Source organism: Stenotrophomonas sp. 1337 (genome assembly GCF_031455455.1).
Lineage (GTDB): Bacteria > Pseudomonadota > Gammaproteobacteria > Xanthomonadales > Xanthomonadaceae > Stenotrophomonas > Stenotrophomonas indicatrix.
This window is the reverse complement of record NZ_JAVDSR010000001.1, coordinates 440,310-458,136: the sequence shown is the minus strand read 5'-3', so window position 1 is coordinate 458,136 and position 17,827 is coordinate 440,310. Positions and strand designations below refer to the sequence as shown.

Annotated in this window: 16 protein-coding genes; 11 read left to right on the top strand and 5 right to left on the bottom strand. The window is 67.2% G+C overall.

All coding sequences use genetic code 11. The annotated features are described in order from the left end of the window. Positions 1–22 precede the first annotated feature (22 nt). The 3 genes from J2X70_RS02080 to J2X70_RS02070 form a co-directional block, all read right to left on the bottom strand. Entirely contained in the window at positions 23–1,135 is a 1,113-nt protein-coding gene (locus J2X70_RS02080) for a crosslink repair DNA glycosylase YcaQ family protein (RefSeq protein WP_309908678.1), read from the bottom strand. Positions 1,136–1,200: 65 nt separating this feature from the next. Continuing rightward, positions 1,201–1,677: a hypothetical protein gene (locus tag J2X70_RS02075; protein ID WP_025874447.1), complete on the bottom strand. Its 477-nt coding sequence runs from the start codon at positions 1,675–1,677 to the stop codon at positions 1,201–1,203. A gap of 1 nt (position 1,678) precedes the next feature. Then, complete coding sequence (locus tag J2X70_RS02070) at positions 1,679–2,179, bottom strand: hypothetical protein (RefSeq protein WP_309908676.1); 501 nt, start codon at positions 2,177–2,179, stop codon at positions 1,679–1,681. Positions 2,180–2,447: 268 nt separating this feature from the next. On the opposite strand from J2X70_RS02070, the gene J2X70_RS02065 reads away from it, so the two are divergent. The 5 genes from J2X70_RS02065 (at position 2,448) to J2X70_RS02045 (ending at position 8,710) form a co-directional block, all read left to right on the top strand. Then, positions 2,448–4,028, top strand: a complete 1,581-nt coding sequence (locus tag J2X70_RS02065; RefSeq protein WP_080148681.1) for an AAA family ATPase — start codon at positions 2,448–2,450, stop codon at positions 4,026–4,028. 2 nt (positions 4,029–4,030) lie between these two features. Beyond that, entirely contained in the window at positions 4,031–5,008 is a 978-nt protein-coding gene (locus tag J2X70_RS02060) for a hypothetical protein (protein WP_309908674.1), read from the top strand. Beyond that, positions 5,005–6,804 (top strand): hypothetical protein, encoded by a 1,800-nt coding sequence (locus tag J2X70_RS02055; RefSeq protein WP_309908672.1) that lies wholly within the window; start codon positions 5,005–5,007, stop codon positions 6,802–6,804. The genes J2X70_RS02060 and J2X70_RS02055 overlap by 4 nt, the downstream gene beginning before the upstream one ends. A 77-nt stretch (positions 6,805–6,881) precedes the next feature. Further along, the gene (locus J2X70_RS02050) at positions 6,882–7,463 is read left to right on the top strand and encodes a hypothetical protein (RefSeq protein ID WP_309908671.1); all 582 of its coding nucleotides are present in this window, start codon (positions 6,882–6,884) and stop codon (positions 7,461–7,463) included. After that, positions 7,460–8,710 (top strand): hypothetical protein, encoded by a 1,251-nt coding sequence (locus tag J2X70_RS02045; RefSeq protein ID WP_309908669.1) that lies wholly within the window; start codon positions 7,460–7,462, stop codon positions 8,708–8,710. The genes J2X70_RS02050 and J2X70_RS02045 overlap by 4 nt, the downstream gene beginning before the upstream one ends. Before the next feature lie 10 nt (positions 8,711–8,720). Here J2X70_RS02045 and J2X70_RS02040 read toward each other — a convergent pair whose 3' ends face one another. Continuing rightward, complete coding sequence (locus J2X70_RS02040; protein WP_309908667.1) at positions 8,721–9,392, bottom strand: TraX family protein; 672 nt, start codon at positions 9,390–9,392, stop codon at positions 8,721–8,723. Positions 9,393–9,540: 148 nt separating this feature from the next. Between J2X70_RS02040 and pip the strand changes: the two genes are divergently transcribed. From pip to J2X70_RS02010, 6 genes are all read left to right on the top strand, one after another. Continuing rightward, positions 9,541–10,488 (top strand): prolyl aminopeptidase, encoded by a 948-nt coding sequence (gene pip, locus J2X70_RS02035; protein ID WP_309908665.1) that lies wholly within the window; start codon positions 9,541–9,543, stop codon positions 10,486–10,488. Positions 10,489–10,753: 265 nt separating this feature from the next. Then, positions 10,754–11,053, top strand: a complete 300-nt coding sequence (locus J2X70_RS02030) for a hypothetical protein (protein WP_025874438.1) — start codon at positions 10,754–10,756, stop codon at positions 11,051–11,053. Positions 11,054–11,113: 60 nt separating this feature from the next. Then, the gene (mgtA, locus tag J2X70_RS02025) at positions 11,114–13,873 is read left to right on the top strand and encodes a magnesium-translocating P-type ATPase (RefSeq protein WP_309908663.1); all 2,760 of its coding nucleotides are present in this window, start codon (positions 11,114–11,116) and stop codon (positions 13,871–13,873) included. Between the two features lie 25 nt (positions 13,874–13,898). Then, the gene (locus tag J2X70_RS02020) at positions 13,899–14,636 is read left to right on the top strand and encodes an MgtC/SapB family protein (protein WP_309908661.1); all 738 of its coding nucleotides are present in this window, start codon (positions 13,899–13,901) and stop codon (positions 14,634–14,636) included. A 162-nt stretch (positions 14,637–14,798) separates the two neighbouring features. Next, positions 14,799–15,857, top strand: a complete 1,059-nt coding sequence (locus J2X70_RS02015; protein ID WP_309908660.1) for an ATP-binding protein — start codon at positions 14,799–14,801, stop codon at positions 15,855–15,857. Next, positions 15,850–16,491 carry a response regulator transcription factor gene (locus J2X70_RS02010; RefSeq protein WP_309908659.1) on the top strand — a complete coding sequence of 214 codons (642 nt, stop codon included), beginning with the start codon at positions 15,850–15,852 and terminating at the stop codon, positions 16,489–16,491. The genes J2X70_RS02015 and J2X70_RS02010 overlap by 8 nt, the downstream gene beginning before the upstream one ends. Before the next feature lie 154 nt (positions 16,492–16,645). Here the strand turns inward: J2X70_RS02010 and J2X70_RS02005 are convergent, their stop codons facing one another. Next, a complete protein-coding gene (locus J2X70_RS02005; RefSeq protein ID WP_309908657.1) occupies positions 16,646–17,824 on the bottom strand; it encodes a low temperature requirement protein A in 1,179 nt (392 codons plus the stop codon). Positions 17,825–17,827 lie beyond the last annotated feature (3 nt).

The window sequence follows — 17,827 nt, the reverse complement described above, 5'->3', positions numbered from 1 at the left end:
GTGGAGGACGCCACACGCAGGTTCACGGCGTCGCCGCGCCCGTCGCTGGCAGGAAGTTCGCCATCCGCTCCAGCTCGTCCTCCAGCGCATTGCTGAATGCCACGTCCCTTGGTGCGCTGCCATCGACATAACCGAAGCTGGGCTGCAGCTGCCCATCCTTGGCCGCGACATTGGCCCAGCCGATCACCTGGTCGCGCCACAACAGCGGCAGCGCGTAGTAGCCGAAGCGACGCTTGGCCGCCGGGGTGTAGGCCTCGAACCGGTACACCCAGCCCCAGAGCAGTTCGAACCGTCGCCGATCCCAGGCCACCGGATCGAACGGTGCGAGCAGCCGCACCTGTTCATCGGCCTGGTAGCGCCGCGAACGGGGGTTCTCGTCGGCCGGCCAGTACCAGGTGGTTCCATCGATGCTGCAGCCCGCCAGCTGCTCGCGCGCCAACCGCAATGCCTGCTGGATCTCCTCCGCCAGATGGGGTGCGCCGTAGCCCAGCAACCGCGCCAGATAGGTGAGGCTCGCCGAAGGCAACGGCGCGTACTTGCGCACCACCAGATCGATCAGTGCCGTGGCACGCTGCAGGCGTGCGGCCTTGCCGCCATCGGCCGGGGCATGTGCCGCAACGGCATAGATGCGGGTACCGCTGTCACGACGATGGATGCGCAGCATGCCGCGATAGTGCATGCCGTCCAGCAGGTGGGTGCTTGCGTTGCTGGTGCCGCCCCAGTAGTTGGTCACCCGGCCATGCGCGAACGCCTGGTCGACTTCGCGCGGATGCACCGCCCCCCGCTCCTGCACGAACGCCAGCACGTCGGCTGCCTTGCGCCGCGTGCTCGCGTCCCATGGCCTGCGGGACACCCGGGGATGCATCAGGGACAGGTGTTCACGCGGCAGGAAGCCGTAGTTGACCAGGAAGTCTTCCTCGATCGGCAGTCGGCTGTAGCGGCGCTCCAGATCACCGGCCCGGTAGCCCTTCACCCGGTGCCGCAGGGTCAGGTCCTGGGCGCGTGCGGGCGCACGGATGGGGTCGGCCTGCACGAAGCCCAGCCGACGGATCGCTGTCAGCAACGTGGTAGGCGTGAACAGCGTGCGGGCTACGGCGTAGCGGCGCAGATCATCGAGGGTCGGCGAGGTCGGCATGGGCCGATTGTAGGACTGCCGGCCGCCCCGCTGCAGGACGTCATCCGCGCAAGGCGCACCTGGCCTTACTCGGCCACGATGCGGGCATCGTCACCGGTACCGTCCACGATGACCCGGCTGCCGACCTGCAGGCCTGCGACCTGTTCACGCAACTGCGTGGTTGACAGCACACGACCCTCGTCCAGGCGCACCTTCACCATGTAGCGGGTGGTGGGGCCTTCGCCGGCGATCTTCTCGCCGATGGAGCCACCGATTTTGTCGCCACTGTTGGCGGCGACATTGGTGACCACATAGCCTGCTTCGGTCTGCCCGGCACTGCTGAGGCCGACACCCGCCAGAACACCGCCGATCTTGCCCAGCCGCTCGCCGATGCTGCGGCCGCGCTTGGTGCGTTCGGAGGTATCCTCGCCTCGATTCTCGATCGGCTGCATGTCTTCGACCACACCATGCCGAGGCTTGGCCCAGGCCGTCGGCATCAACAGTGATGCGCCGATCGCCAGGCCCAGCAGTCCGGCAACACGGAAGGGGGTGTGCTGTCTCATGTCAGTGTCCTTGGTTGCGGGAAGCGGTCGGGGTTGACCTGCCTGGGCGACGCGCGTCCGGGGCGACGATATCGGTATCGCAATGGGGCCCGCGGTGCTGCCAGCGCCGTACCACGCCATCACGGTCGGCGATGTAGGTGATGTCGCAGCGGTGTTGCTCGGCATGGTGCACGTCCTCGACGATGATCGGTGCGAACACCGGACGCTCGCCGCTGGTACCGGTCGGTTCCATGTACAGGAACTCGCCACCGCCCACCTTCACCTGCTCGGTGTAGGCCGGTACGACCGTGCGCCAGGTGTAGCGTGTTTCCAGCGTTGCATCGTCTTCCTCGATCTGCACCCGGCCGCCATCCACGCGCAGCTGCATCAACAGCTGCGATGCCTCGCGCCCGATCCATCCATCGGCGCTCGCTCTGGCGGCGGCGCCCAGCGTCTGCGCGCCTGCAGCACCGGCCGCAGCCAGCAGGGCGCAGGCGAGAGCGCCCGGCAGGAATCCTTTCATGTGCACTCGAACAGCTCCCGGCTGGGGATGTATCGCGCGCGCCTGCCTTCCCCAGCAGAACACGCCATCCAATAGTGTCGCTATCGCCTCAGTCTAGGCCTCGAACACCCAGGCAACCATCGGAAACGTCCACGAAACTGCGTAGGGAAATTCCTAGAAGCGGCGTCTCGGGATCTGCGACTGGCCGCACCGCCAGCGCTCGCTGCGCACCGGATCCGCTGGCCCGCCGCTTACAATCTCCCCAGCAGGCCACAGCCAAGGGAATCGCGTGCCACCGTTCAACCTGTTCCAGCGCCTGTCGCAGGCGCCGACCAACCCGCGCACCGACACTGCACCGCGCACATTCGATGTGGCCGAGCTGTACGAAGGGCCGGTGCGCCTGCAGGACGATGCAGCCGCCGCGCCGCTGCGGCTGGACGAGAAACTGCGCCAGGCCTACTTCTGGATCGTCAACAACGCGATCATCAGCCCGCACTACGACATCGAGTACCACGAAGGCCCCTCCGCCTCGTTCGCGGTGGGTGACACACGGCGGCCGCTGACCCTGCCATCGGCGCAGAGCTATTCCAGTTACGTGCTGCTGCCGCTGCTGACCTTCGCCACCCGCCGCAAGTGCCTGTTCGTGGGTGGGCCAGGGCGCGGCAAGACCGCCAGCGCGATCCTGATGGGCGTCCTGGCCGGCTATCCGGTCCGCGAGGTGCGCCGGGCGATGCAGCACGGGCACCCGCAGATGACCATCGCCGATCTGCTCGGCAACCCCCTGCCCGCCGACCTGGTGGCCGCGCAGGACATGGCGGACATCCGCATTGCCTGGCGGTCATGGCTGGGGATGCGGGTGAAGATCATCGACGAATACAACCGCATTCCCACCCGCACGCAGAGCGCGCTGCTGACGGTGATGGGCGACAACTACGCCGAGATCCTCAACCACGTCTACGAATGCCCGGAATCGGCCTGGTACCTGACCGCCAACGATGATCGCGGCGGCGGTACCTACCAGGTGATCGAAGCCCTGCGCGACCGCATCGACGTGGTGGTGCAGGCACTGGCATTCAACCCGCGGTTCCTGGAAGAGATGCTGCTGCGCATCGAGCAGGACATCCGCCCGGAAGAGGTCGTGCCGCGTGACATCATCTTCAGCGAGGCCGAGGGCGACCAGCTGCTGCAGGAGATCCGCGCGGTCGACGTACCGCAGGACGTGCGCCGCCGCATCGAATTCTTCAGCAGCCAGTTCGAGCTGATGGAAACCGCCGGCGCCCAGTTCGAGTACCTGACCAAGGATACCGTGCGCCTGGCCGGCACCGAATGGGCGCAGGCAACCGCTGCCGACAGCGGCCGCGATCGCATGAAGGACCTGGGTTGCCAGACCCGCAACGGCCTGTCGGTGCGCAACCTGATGACCCTGCTGATGTTCGCCAAGGCCATGGCGTACTTCCGCGGCAGCCCTGCCGTTGCCCTGGAGGATGTGCGCCAGGTACTGCCCTTCGTGCTGAACGACAAGCTGCAACCGGATCTTGATGCTCCCTTCTTCGCCCTGCCGGAGAATGCGCCCTATCGCAGCGATCGGCTCAGCTGGCTGCGCTGGCTGCTCGATGCCTCCAATGCCGAATATGACCGGCTGGATCTGGATCGCGACGATCCGGTGGGCGAGCTGTCGGCACAGTTCCAGCAGGGCCTGGATGGGATGACCGAGACGGAAACGCGCAAGCGCCTGACCCGCATCGAGCGTCTGGTGGACGAACGGGTGAAGGGACGCAAGCTGTACGGCCATCTGTACGACGACCTGCTGAAGCTGAAGTACCTGCACCAGCGCTACACCAACTACCTGCATTGGCTGCGGGCACGCTGATCGTGGTTTCCGCCGTTCTCGCCGAACTGCTGGCCGCGCGCCGTTCCGTGCTGAACCAGGCCGTGGCCGATGCCCGCCACCGCTGGCCCGGCCTGGACATGGCCGCTTTCAGCGCGTTCGTCACCCAGACCATCGACCCCCTCTGCCAGGCCATCCAGCGCCACCACCCGTCGGCAACGCAGAGCACGTGCGAGGCCGCCTTCGAGATCGGTCTGGAGCTGGTGGCGCAGGGCCATGCCGGCCCGAAGGCGCGTCTCCCGTGGGTCGAGCAGGCCTGGCGCTCGCTGGCCCCGGCCCTCGCCCCGTTGCTGGCCCACGCTCCGCGCGAGACCCTCGGCACCATCAGCAATGCGGTAGTGCGGCTGGGCGCCAGTCCGGACATTCGCGTCGCGCAGTGGATCGATGCGATGGCCGCGCATGCAGACGGGTGCACAACCTTGCCGGAACTGCGCGACATCGGGGCGCTCTGTGCCTGGCAGGCGGGGATGGTGCAGCTGCGCCGCCCTGCCCTTGCCCGTATCGATGCCCTGCCCGCGAATACGGTGGCCGCCGTGCTGGGCATCGATGCGGGTGATCTGGCCTCGGTCCGGGTCCAGCTTGAGCAGGACCGCTGGTGGAATCCGCGGCAGGGCAGCGTCGACCTGCGCGGGCATCGTGTCGGCAGCTTCAGCGGCCTGGACGGCGCGTTTCCGGCACCGCCACAGGTTCGTGCAGCGACCGAGGGCTTCGTGGTCGAAAGTGCAGGCGGGTACTTCCTGCTGCTCGCCGATGCCTTCGGTGCCGTCCTGCTGCCTGCCAGCGCCGCCGAATACGCAGCGGGCAGCAGCAGCGGACCGGCGCCGGATGTGACCGCCCGCTTGGGCGTGCAGTGGATGGCGCCGGCATTGTCCAAGGACGATCTGTGTGCGGTCTCCGGCGCGTCGGGCATCGCCCTGTTCTCGCCGTGGTCGCACCATGTGCATGTGTTGCCACCTCAATGAGTGCCACGGTCGCTGATCCGCTGCAGCCCTGGCGCGAAGCCTGGCCACAGGCACTGGCCACATGGAGCCGTTTCACCCGGCTGCAGGACCCGAAGCTGTGCCATTCGCGCATGCAGGCGGCTGCCGAGGGCCTGACCGGCAGCTTCGCGGCCATCCGCCTCGCCGACCAGCGCATCGTCATCGATCTGGAAGAAGTACAGCGCCTGCAGCTGCAACCCTACGCGCTGGAGATCCTCGCCCACGAGATCGGCCACCACGTGCTTGCGCCTGCCACCGCCAGCGACCATGCACGGCTGCTGGCGCGCATCCGCCGTGCGCTGCCGACGCTGGAAGCGCATGCACCGATGGTCGCCAACCTCTACACCGACCTGCTCATCAACGATCGCCTGCAGCGCCAGAGCGGGCTGCGCATGGATGCGATCTATCGACGCCTGGCCGGACAACCGGCGCAGGCCAGCTCGCCGGTCTGGCAGCTGTACATGGGCATCTACGAGGAACTGTGGCAGCAGTCGCGCGGCACGCTGGGGGGCTCGACCGACGACAGCGCATTGCAGGGCGATGCCTGGCTCGGTGCACGCGTCGTGCGCGTCTACGCCAGCGACTGGATGATCGGCGCTGGCCGCTTCGCCACGCTGCTGCTGCCCTGGCTGCTGGAATCACAGCAGGATGCGCGGGTGGATGCCCTGATGGATACCCGGCACGCCGGCCAGGGAAGCCAACCGGTCGGCCTAGGGCAGCTGGAGGACGACGAGCTGGCGCCGGCGCCGCACCCCACATCCGACCCACGCATCACCGGCGATGAGCGCGGCGGCGACGCACAGCAGAAGAGCGATCTGCCTGCGGATGCGCTCGCTGGGGACCCTGCGCACTCTCCAGGGCAGATGCGCGAGCCGTTCGAGTACGGGCAGATCCTGCGCGCGGCCGGCCTGGACCTGGATGACCATCAGATCGCCGTGCGTTACTACCGCGAGCGCGCGCTGCCACACCTGATCCGCTACCCGTCGCGGCCGCAGCCGCAGGCCCTGGAGCCGCTGCCGGAGGGGCTGCAGCCCTGGGAAGCCGGCGATGCACTGGACGCAGTGGACTGGCTGCAATCGGTGCTGCAGTCACCCCATGTGATTCCCGGGCTGACGACGGTACAGCGTGTGCACGGGCTGGCACCCGGCCGTGAACCCGCTGCCGAACCGGTGGACCTGGATCTGTACGTTGACAGTTCCGGTTCGATGCCCAACCCGCAGGCATGGACCTCGTTCCTGACGCTGGCCGGCGCCATCATCGCGCTGTCGGCGCTGCGCGTGGGTGCACGCGTGCAGGCCACGCTGTGGAGTGGTACCGGGCAGTACCTGCACACCGACGGCTTCGTGCGTTCGGAAGACGACATCCTCAAGGTGCTTACCGGCTATTTCGGTGGCGCCACCGCGTTTCCGATCCACCGGTTGCGTGACACCTATGCCGAGCGTCCACCGCATGCACGGGCGGTGCATATCCTGCACATCTCCGACGACGGCATCACCACGATGTTCGACAAGGATGAGCGCGGCAACAGCGGCTGGGACGTGGCCGCCAGAGCGCTGCGTGTGGCCGGCGGTGGCGGCACCATGGCACTGAACCTGTTCAGTCCGCTGCCGTCCCGCATCGCCGATGCCGGCAACGCGGGATGGACCGGCGATCTGCTGCGCGCACGCGACGCGGGATGGAACATCCATGTGGTGCGCGACATGGCCGACCTGCTGCAGTTCGCGCGCGCCTTCAGCCAGCAGCACTACGGCCCTGGCGGCATGCGGGTGCAGCGATGATCGTGCTCTGCCTTGCGCCCGCGCACCTCTGACGATTGCCCTTCCACCCAGGTATTTGCCAAGTCTGGAACCTGACCATGCTCTCCGGCCCCTCCCTTGACGTTCTGCTGCGGCGCCTGCTGGACATGCCGCCCGATTTCCTCGAGCCACCGCGCCGCGCCGGCAGCGGTCGGCTCCATGTCGCGGCGGTGGTGGGCGATGTGTTTGCCGCACGCTCGCTGCACCTGCCCCCTGCACTGCGGGCAACGCTGTCGGGTGATCTGGCCGGCGTGGATGCAAACCAGCTCTCGCTTTCAGCGGTGACCGCATGGCTGATGGCAGATGCGTACTGGAATGCACTGGCTATCGCCCCGGAGGCGTGGATGCCCCTGTTCGCCGAAGCAGTGCCGGCGCTGGCGGCCAGTACCAGCGCAGACCGGTTCGTGTTCGATCCGGAGCGCCGCGAAGAACTGGTGCGCACCGTGGTGGCCCGGCTGGGCCTGCTGCCGCAGGGTGAAACAGCGGCCCAGGCGACCGATCGCCTGGCCCGGGTCAGCGGCGTGGAACGGCAGGGCCTGCTCGATGCCAGCCGCGCCGCTGAAGCGCGCGCGCGTGCCATCCGCGAGGCCTTGGCGCGCAAGGCGGCCGAAGAGTCTGCGGACAAGTGGACCCGCGAGTGAGCCGCGAGCCGACCGATGCCGATCGCTATCCCACGCTGAGCGCGGCGGGCCTGGCGATGCTGCAGCAGATGCGCGAGCACCCGGCGGCGCCGATCTTCCGCAATGCCAGCGGCAACCGCCTGCTTGCCGATGAGGTGACGGCATTGCGTGGCTACGAACGGGAGATCGCCTGCGCGCGCTTCGAGTGGACGCCAGGTCAACCGCCACCGTGGCTGCAGGCGCATGTGACCGAAGTATTTGCGCAGGTGCCGTATTACCGCGCGCAGGCGATGCCAGCCGCCTTCACCGACATTGCACCGGTCCACCGTGGCGACCTCGCAGCGGACATCGCCCGTTTCGTGCCGGACCCGGTACCGCTGGAGCGGATGATCAATTTCCGCACCACCGGCACCACCGGCCATCCACTGGTACTGCCATCGCATCCGGTGGTGGCGGCACGCTATCTGGCCCATCACAAGCGCGCCTTGCAGCGCTTCGGCATCACCCTGGCGCACGGCCGCGGCCAGATGGGGGTGATGTTGCTGGGCATGCAGCAGCGGTGCTTCACCTATGTTTCGGTGACACCGACGATGGACGAATCCGGCCTGGCCAAGATCAACCTGCATCCCGATGACTGGCGCCATCCTGAGGACCGCGCACGCTACATCGACCAGATGCAGCCGGAAGTGATCGCCGGCGATCCGATTTCCTTCGCAGCGCTGCTGGAATTGCCCGTGCGACACCGGCCGCAGGCGCTGCTGTCGGTATCGATGGCGCTGTCTCCGGGCCTGCGCCAGGCCCTGGCCGCGCGCTTTGGCTGCGCGGTGCCCGACGGGGCACCGTTGCCGCCCGGGGAGACCGGTGAGATCACGCTCAGCGGCGGATTCAACTTCTGCCTGCCGCTGCTGCGCTACCGCACCGGCGACCGCGGCGCGCTGGCCATGGCCGGCGATACGCCGATGATCGTCGGCCTGCAGGGGCGACGTCCGGTACGTTATCTGACCGCCGACCAGCAGTGGATCAACAACATCGACCTGACCCATGCGCTGGCTGCGCTGCCGTTGTCACGATACGTGGTGCATCAGCACAGCGATGGCCGCGTTGCATTGTCGTTGCCACCTGCAGAGCTGGGCTACTCCGCCGAGGCGATCCGCTGCCTGCGCGCGGTGTTGCGAGGACAGGCGGTGGATGTCATTGCGCTGCAGCGCGAAGACAAGGTTCTGCAGTACTCCAGCGACGTAGCCGGGAGCAGTTCGCCGCCGCGATGAGTGCCCTGCGTCAGCGAAGCCAGTGCGCATAGGCGGCCAGCACCGCCAAGTGCGCCACGTAATAAACGTAGAACGCCCAGCGCCATCGTGGCAGCCGCCACTGCACACGCGCGGCCGCCAGCGCCAGCGGGATGGCCAGCAATGCCCATCCATTGCCATTGACCCAGCAAAGCCCACCGAATCCGAACGCCAGCAGCCAGTAGGCCCGGTGGCGGAACGCGATCCAGCCCAGCATCACCAATGCCACCCCGGCCCATTGATAGTCGACGAAGAACGGCAGCAGCCCACCCGCCACCAACAGCAACAGCTGCCGGTTGTTGGCCAGCGCATGCACGGCCACAGCGGCCAGGCAGAACGTCAACAGGATGTTCAAGGGCAGCCAGTAGCCGAAGGCCAGCACATGGAAGGGTTGCGCGACCAGCCCCCACATCCCGAGCCGGCGGATCGACTTGCGCAGGTCCGTATCCGGTTGCGCGAGGTTGCAGGCCATCACCAGTGCGAACAGCGGGAAGGCGATGCGCCCCAGCTCGCTGACCACCGGTACATAGCCGCCGAAAACCACTTTGGCGACGTGATCGCCGGTCATCGACAGCAGCGCGAGCCACTTCAGCAGCTCGCGGGCGCCGCTGCCGAGGGCGCTGCGCGCCGGGGGGTATCGTGCAGCGACGTCCTGCGCGTTCATGCCATTCATCCTCTGCGTCCTGCAGGGTCGATATCGCCGGGCATCGACGGAATTACCCCTTGAACGCAAAGAATACTTGAACCTGGGGCGGATGACGCTGGTCGATGTGCCCCGCTATCCTTGTATTCCCTGCTTGTGAGGCACCGCCATGCGCACGCTGTACCCGCCGATTACCCCGTACCGCGAACACACGCTGCCCGTGGATGCACTGCACACCCTGCATGTCGAGGAGTGCGGCACGCCCGATGGCATTCCGGTGGTGTACCTGCATGGCGGTCCGGGCGCTGGCATCTCGCCCACCCATCGCCGCTTCTTCGACCCCAGGCGCTACCGCATCGTGCTGATCGATCAGCGCGGCAGCGGCCGCTCCACGCCCTTCGGCGAGCTGCGCGACAACACCACGCAGCATCTGGTGGCCGACATCGAGAAGGTCCGCCAACACCTGGGCATCGAGCGCTGGCTGGTCTACGGCGGCTCCTGGGGTTCGACCCTGTCGCTGGCCTATGCACAGGCGCATCCCGACCGCGCCACCGGGCTGATCGTGCGCGGCGTGTTCCTGGGGCGCGAGGAAGAGAACCGCTGGTTCGCCGAGCTCAACGGCGGTGCGCGCTGGATCTTCCCGGAGCGCTGGGATCGCTACCAGGCCCACATCCCGCAGGACGAGCGCGGCAACATGCTCGACGCGTACTGGAAACGCCTGGACCACGCCGACGAAGCCATCCGCATCGCCGCGGCACAAGCGTGGCTGGGCTGGGAAGACAATGCCGCCACGCTGGTGCACGACGTCGACGCGGTGTCCGCTACCGATCCGCTCGATACACTGGCCAAGGCACGCATCGAAGCCCACTACTTCCGTCACAACAGCTTCCTCGATCAAGACCAGCTGCTGCGCGACATCGATCGCATCCGCCATCTGCCGGGGGTCATCGTGCAGGGGCGCTACGACATCATCTGTCCGCCGCGCAGTGCCTGGGACCTGGCACAGGCGTGGCCGGAAGCCCGGCTGGAGATGGTCATCGCCGGCCACAGTGCCAACGAAGCGGCCACGACCGATGCCCTGGTGCGGGCCACCGACGCTTTCGCGGACCGCATCTGAACAAAAGGGGCCAACGGCCCCTTTTTCTATACCAAGGTATAGCCGGGCTAACCCACGGGCCTCTAGGCCTGCTGAATACGAGCGCGGACAATAGCGCCACTGGCCAGCGACTGGCCGCCCCACGCGGAGACGCAGATGGATCCCGACCCTGCCGGGCGCAACGCGCGCCCCTGCCTGCCTACTTGTTCACTGCTGGCGACTGACGGCCGGTTCCTGTCCGTGTAAGCGATGGGAGCCCCGGGCAGCGCCTGCCCGGAGGAATCCCATGTCCTACAAGATTCTCTACATCACCGTGCGCCGCCTGATCGGTGAGCGCGATGTTTCCGCCCTGCGCAGCCTGCTGCTGCAGCACGGCCCTGTCCTGTTCGCCCGTTCGCTGGCCCTCGGCTCGCCACGGGTGGTGGCCGACGCACTGTCGCTGCTGCCGATCAGCGAGCGCATCAACGTGCTGCGCCACCTGCCCTACCCGCTGCGCGATGCGATGAAGCCGCTGTGCATCGGCGGCAGCCAACGCTTGCGCATGCAGCCCTGGTCGCCGTCGGTGCTGGCCATGCGCCACGCCTGATACCACCCCTTCCGCTCCACGCGCCGGCTGCGCCCGGCGCCGCTCCAAGAGGACCTTCCCATGAGCCTGCTCAACGCCTGGTTCAACGCCTTCCTGCGCAGCCGTCGCGCGGGCAACCTGTTCGGTCGTCGCGCGATGCCCGAAGCCGGGTATGGCCGTGGCAGCACGCAGGCCGCGCCCACCGCGCTCACTGCTGGACTGCTCGCGCTTGCACAGGGCAGCGAAGCCGATGCGCTGGCCACCCTGCAGTCACATGTCGATGGTCTCAGCCCGCACGAGGCCGAAGAGCGCCTGCTGCGCTTCGGCCCCAACGAGGTCGATCACGAGAAGCCGCTGCCGTGGTGGCGCCATCTGTGGCAGTGCTATCGCAACCCGTTCAACCTGCTGCTGACGGTGCTGGCGGCCGTGTCCTGGCTGACCGAAGACGCCAAGGCGACGGTGGTGATCGGTGCGATGGTGGTGCTGTCCACCCTGATCCGCTTCGTGCAGGAGGGGCGTTCCAACCGCGCTGCCGAACGGCTGAAGGCGCTGGTAGGCAACACCGCCCGCGTGCTGCGCCGCGCTGCGGGCACCGAGGCGGCGGAGGTGGCCGACCAGTATTTCGGCGCGCAGCTGCACAGCCGTCGGCCGGCACGGCTGCTGGACCTGCCGATCCGCGCTCTGGTACCGGGTGACCATATCGTGCTGTCGGCAGGCGACATGATCCCGGCCGACTGCCGCGTGCTCGCCGCCAAGGATCTGTTTGTCGCACAGGCGGCGATGACCGGCGAATCGCTGCCGGTGGAGAAGTTCGTGCAGCCGGGCAACGCCGACGCCGGACTGATGGAACAGGCCAACCTGTTGTTCATGGGGACCAATGTGGTGTCCGGCACGGCAACAGCACTGGTGCTGGCCACCGGCAACACCAGCTACTTCGGCACCCTCGCCCAGCGCAGCAGTGCCAGCGATCGCGCGCCGACGGCATTCCAGGCCGGGGTCAACAGTGTCAGCTGGCTGCTGATCCGCTTTGCCCTGGTGATGGTGCCGTTCGTGCTGCTGGTCAATGGCTGGACCAAGGGCGACTGGACAGAAGCGTTCCTGTTCGCACTGTCGGTGGCGGTCGGCCTGACCCCGGAAATGCTGCCGATGATCGTCACCTCCACCCTGGCCAAGGGCGCGGTGCTGCTGTCGCGGCGCAAGGTGATCGTCAAGCGCCTGGACGCGATCCAGAACTTCGGTGCGATGGAAGTGCTGTGTACCGACAAGACCGGCACCCTCACCCAGGACAAGATCGCGCTGGAGCGGCACACCGATGTGTTCGGGCAGGATTCGGAGGATGTGCTGACCTTCGCCTACCTCAACAGTCACTTCCAGACCGGCCTGATCAACCTGCTGGATCGTGCGGTGCTGGAGCATGTGGAGCTGCAGAGCTCGCTGCGCCTGTCGCAGGACTACCGCAAGGTCGATGAGATTCCGTTCGACTTCGAGCGCCGTCGGATGTCGGTGGTGGTCTCCGAGCGCGAGGACCATCACGAATTGATCTGCAAGGGCGCGGTGGAGGAGATGCTGGCGGTGTGCAGCACCGTGCGCGAGAACGGCCGGGACATGCCGCTGGACGCGCAGCGCCTGGCCCGGGTGCGGCAGACCACCGAGGAACTGAACGAACAGGGCCTGCGCGTGGTGGCGGTGGCGATGAAAGAAACCTCCGCCAGCCAGGTGGTCTACTCGCAGGCCGACGAGCGGGATCTGACCCTGGTCGGCTATGTGGCCTTCCTCGATCCGCCCAAGGAATCCGCTGCTCACGCACTGCAGGCGCTGGCCGCGCATGGTGTGGAAGTGAAGGTGTTCACCGGCGACAACGAACTGGTCACCGCGCGGATCTGCGCCCAGGTCGGCCTGGACGCCGACACGATCGTGACCGGCCCGCAGATCGAGCGCATGGACGACGCTGCCGTAGCGCGTGCACTGCAGGAGCACCGCGTGTTCGCCCGCCTCACGCCCCTGCACAAGGAACGGCTGGTGCGCGAGCTGCGCGCGCAGGGCAAGGTGGTCGGCTTTCTCGGCGATGGCATCAACGATGCTCCCGCACTGCGCGCCGCCGATATCGGCATCAGCGTGGACAGTGCGGTCGACATCGCCAAGGAGGCCGCCGACATCATCCTGCTGGAAAAGAACCTGATGGTGCTGGAGGAAGGTGTCATCCAGGGGCGGCGCACCTTCAGCAACATGCTCAAGTACATCCGCATGACCGCCAGCTCCAATTTCGGCAACGTGTTCTCGGTGCTGGTGGCCTCGGCGTTCCTGCCCTTCCTGCCGATGTTGCCGCTGCAGCTGCTGGTGCAGAACCTGCTGTATGACATCTCGCAGATCGCCATTCCCTTCGACAACGTGGATGAGGAGCTGGTGCGCAGGCCGCTGAAGTGGAACCCGGCGGACATCGGCCGCTTCATGGTGTTCTTCGGTCCGATCAGCTCGATCTTCGACCTCAGCTGCTTCGCCCTGATGTGGTACGTGTTCGACGCACGCACGCCGGCCGACCAGGGCCTGTTCCAGTCGGGCTGGTTCGTGGTCGGGCTGCTGACCCAGACGTTGATCGTGCACATGATCCGCACGCCCAAGGTACCGTTCCTGCAGAGCATCGCCGCGCCGCCGCTGCTGCTGATGACCGGGGCGATCATGGCCATCGGCGTGATCCTGCCGATGAGCCCGTTGGCCGGCTACTTCAAGCTGCAGGCACTGCCGGCCGGTTACTGGCCGTTCCTGGTGGCGATCCTGTTCGGCTATGCGGTGCTGACCACCGCGCTGAAGAAGCTCTACATCCGCCGCTACGGCTGGCAGTAAACGCGCCGGCGCAGGGAGAACCCTCATGGACTTCAACCCCCACCTGCCCGCGTTCAACGCGGGCGCCACCCTCAGCTCGCTGATCAGCCTGTCCGTCGCCTTCGTGTTGGGTGCGCTGATCGGCCTGGAGCGACAGTTCCGCCAGCGCACCGCCGGCCTGCGCACCAATACGCTGGTAGCGGTGGGCGCAGCGGTGTTCGTCGACCTGGCCATGCGCTTCCACGACCTGTACGGCGGGCCACCGTCACCACTGCATGTGGTGGCCTACGTGATCTCCGGCGTCGGCTTCCTCGGTGCCGGCGCGATCATGAAGGATGGCGCCCAGGTGTCGGGCCTGAACACCGCCGCCACGCTGTGGGGTTCGGCGGCGGTCGGCGCGTGTGCCGGCATCAAGCTGCTGCCTGAAGCGGTACTGGCTGCGGTGTTCGTGCTGGCTGCCAATACCCTGCTGCGGCCGGTGGTGAACCGCATCCAGCGGCAGCCGCTGCCGGAAGCGTTCAGCGAGGCTACCTATGCCATCAACGTGGTCTGTCAGCGTGAGCAGCAGGCCGAGGTGCTGGACCGGCTGCTGCTGTTGCTGGAGCAGGCGCAGTACCCGGTACGCGCGGTCGACCAGCGGCCGTTCGGCGAGCGCGATGTCGAGATCGAAGCGGTGCTGTACGCCACCACGGTCGATGGCGCTGAACTGGATGCGGTGCTGGCAACGCTGGCCGCCACGCCGGGCGTGCTGCAGGGATTCTGGAACGCCAGCCTGGAGGAGTAGTGCCGGCCGCTGGCCGGCAACCTCATGAACTGCGGGAACACCCTGCAGATGCCGGCCAGCGGCCGGCACTACCCTGCATCTCTCTGGCGCATGCCGACCAGGGCCGGCATCCACCGAAGGCGGCTTTGCTATCCTTTCCACCCACGCCAGGGAGCTATCCCGATGCCATCGCTGTCGCCCCGCCGCCCACTGGTCGTGCTGGCCCTGATCATCGTGATGGCGGCCATCTTCCTGGTCGATACGGTTACCGACTACGCCGTTGCTGCCGCCTGCTTCTACGCGGCGGTGATCCTGGCAGCGTCGCGGCGGCTTCCCGCCCGCGGCCTCATCTCCCTTGCGGCAGTCTGCATCGCATTGACCGGCCTCAGCTTCTTCCTGACCCGCTTCGGCACCTACCGTATCGGCCTGGTCAATTCAGCGATCGGCATGCTGGTGATCGGCATCACCACCTACCTGGCATTGAAGATGGAAGCGGCCAAGGCCGCGGTGCAGGATGCACAGGCGCGACTGCTGCGGGTGGCCCGCGCCTCCACCGTCGGCGAGCTGACCACCTCCATCGCACATGAAGTGAACCAGCCGTTGGCGGCCATCGCCAGCAGCGCCGAAGCCAGCCAGCGCTGGTTGGCCCAGGAGCCGCCGAACCTGGACAAGGCACGCCAGACCATCGCCCGCATCGTCGCCGACGCCCACCGTGCCAGTGACGTGATTGCCCGCATCCGTGGCCTGACCCAAGGCGCCGCGCCAGAGCGCCAGGCCTTCGACCTCAACCTGGCCGTGGAGGAAATGCTGGCACTCTCGCGCAGCGAACTGGAACAGCATGGTGTGACGGTGGCGCTGGTGCTGGGCAGCGACCTGCCACCCGCCCACGCCGATCGCGTGCAGGTGCAGCAGGTGATCGGCAACCTCATCCTCAACGCCGTCGATGCGATGTCGGACACGCCCGTAAGCGAGCGCAGGCTGTCCCTGGTGACAGCGTACGATGGCCGCGGCCACGTCAGCCTGAGCGTGCGCGATCGTGGTGTCGGCCTGCCCTCGGAGCAGATTGACCGCGTATTCGATGCATTCTGGACCACCAAGGCGAACGGCCTCGGCCTGGGCCTCAGCCTGAGCCGCTCGATGATCGAAGCCAACGGCGGCCATATCCGCGCCGAACGACCGCCCGTTGGCGGCGCCTGCTTCATCTTCGAGCTGCCCACGGCCACGGAGGCTGCGCATGCGTAAACCCACCGCAGCACCTATGGAACCGTCACCGATCGTCTACGTGATCGACGACGACGCCTCGGTACGCGCCGCGCTGGAGGACCTGCTGGCCTCGATGGGCCTGCAGGTGCGGGCCTTCGCCTCCACCGGGGAATTCCTTGCCCACCCGCGGGACGACGCTCCGTCATGCCTGGTGCTGGACGTGCGCATGCCCGGGCAGAGCGGACTGGATTTCCATCGCAGCATGGCCAGCCACGATCTGCACCTGCCGGTGGTGTTCATCACGGGCCACGGCGACATCGCCATGGGCGTCAATGCGATCAAGGACGGCGCCATCGAATTCCTGACCAAGCCGTTCCGCGACCAGGAACTGCTGGACGCGATCCACAGGGGCATCGAGATCGATCGCCAGCGGCGCCGCGACGGTGATGCGCTGGGGGCATTGCAGCTGCGCTGGGGCACCTTGAACGCCGGCGAGCGCGAGGTGGTTGCCGGCGTGGTGCGCGGCCGCCTGAACAAGCAGATCGCCGCCGACCTGGGGGTCAGCGAGATCACCGTGAAGGTGCGTCGCGCGCAGGTCATGCGCAAGATGGAAGCACGCACGCTGGTCGATCTGGTACGCATGTACGACCGGCTGCAGGCCGCTGCGCCATGACCGCCTGCGTGGCCCTGCTGCACGCGGTCAATGTCGGCGACACCGGCGCGAGCTGTTCCATCCATTGCGGCGATGGCATGGCCGATTCACGCCTGCGCGCACACCGTGGGCAAGCTGGCGATGATGGCCACTGCCCTTCGCTGAGCTGGGGCCGTTACGTGCGCGCCGCTGCGATGTTCCGTTTCAACCGTGTATCGGCCAGCCCCACCACCAGCAGCACGATGCTGGTCAGCCACCCTGCCGCCAGCAGGTGCATCCATGGCAGCACGAAGCCGAGCACGACCAGAACCCCTGCCCCCACCAGGTGCGAGCGCGGCACGCGGCCGTAGACCGCCCGCTTGTACAGTGCGCTGCCCAGCAGGTAGATCAACGGCCCCGCTGCCAGCATCGCGGCATACGGCAGGGTCACCCTCGCCTCCGGTTCGTCCATCACCAGGTCGTTGCCGACGGCGGTGGCGATGATGCCGGCGATCAGCAGCGCGTGCACGTAGTGGAAGTAGGCGCCGATGCGGCCCGGGTCGTCGGAACGGGTGATGGTGTCGGTGGCGTCGCGGCTGGAGATGCCGAAGTACAGCCACCACATCGCGATCGTACCGGCAAAGGTCGCCAGCACTGCCGACACCACCGCGCCACTCCAGTGCCCCACCTCGCTCAGCACGCCGCCGGTTGCCAGCAACGTCTCACCCAATGCGACGATCACGAACAACTGGCAGCGCTCGGCCAGGTGCCCACCTTCGATGGTCCACTCGCGGGTACGCGAACGGCCAAGGCCCGGAAACGCGAAGCCGAACATCGGCGAGATGTACTCGCAGGCGACAGCCACCGCCCACAATGCCAGCCGCGCATTGCCCTCAACCGATGCACCCGCCAGCCAGAAGCAGGCCGAAACGCTGACCCAGGCCAGCATGCGCCTGAAGTTGGCGGCCAGCGGGTGCGAGCGCCCTACTTCCAGCAGCACAAACAGCGTCCGCCCTACCTGCATCGTGGCGTAGGCACCGGCGAACATCCAGGCGCGACCGGCAAAGGCTTCCGGGATGGACGAAGACATCAGCAACGCCAGCAGCATCGTGACGAACAACAGGCCACGGATACGCGGCGCCTCCGGGTCGAACCAGTTGCTGACCCAGCACGCGTACTGCCAGCCAAGCCAGACCGCAAACCACAACACCAGCGTCTGCAGCACGCCCAGCAGGCCCAGGTGGTGCAGCAGGTGGTGGCTGAGCTGGGTGACCGCGAACACATAGACCAGATCGAAGAACAGTTCTTCGTAGGTCACCCGTGCATGATGGCCGTCGCGACGACGCAGGGCAGGAAGACGGGGCGTTGCCGGCATCAC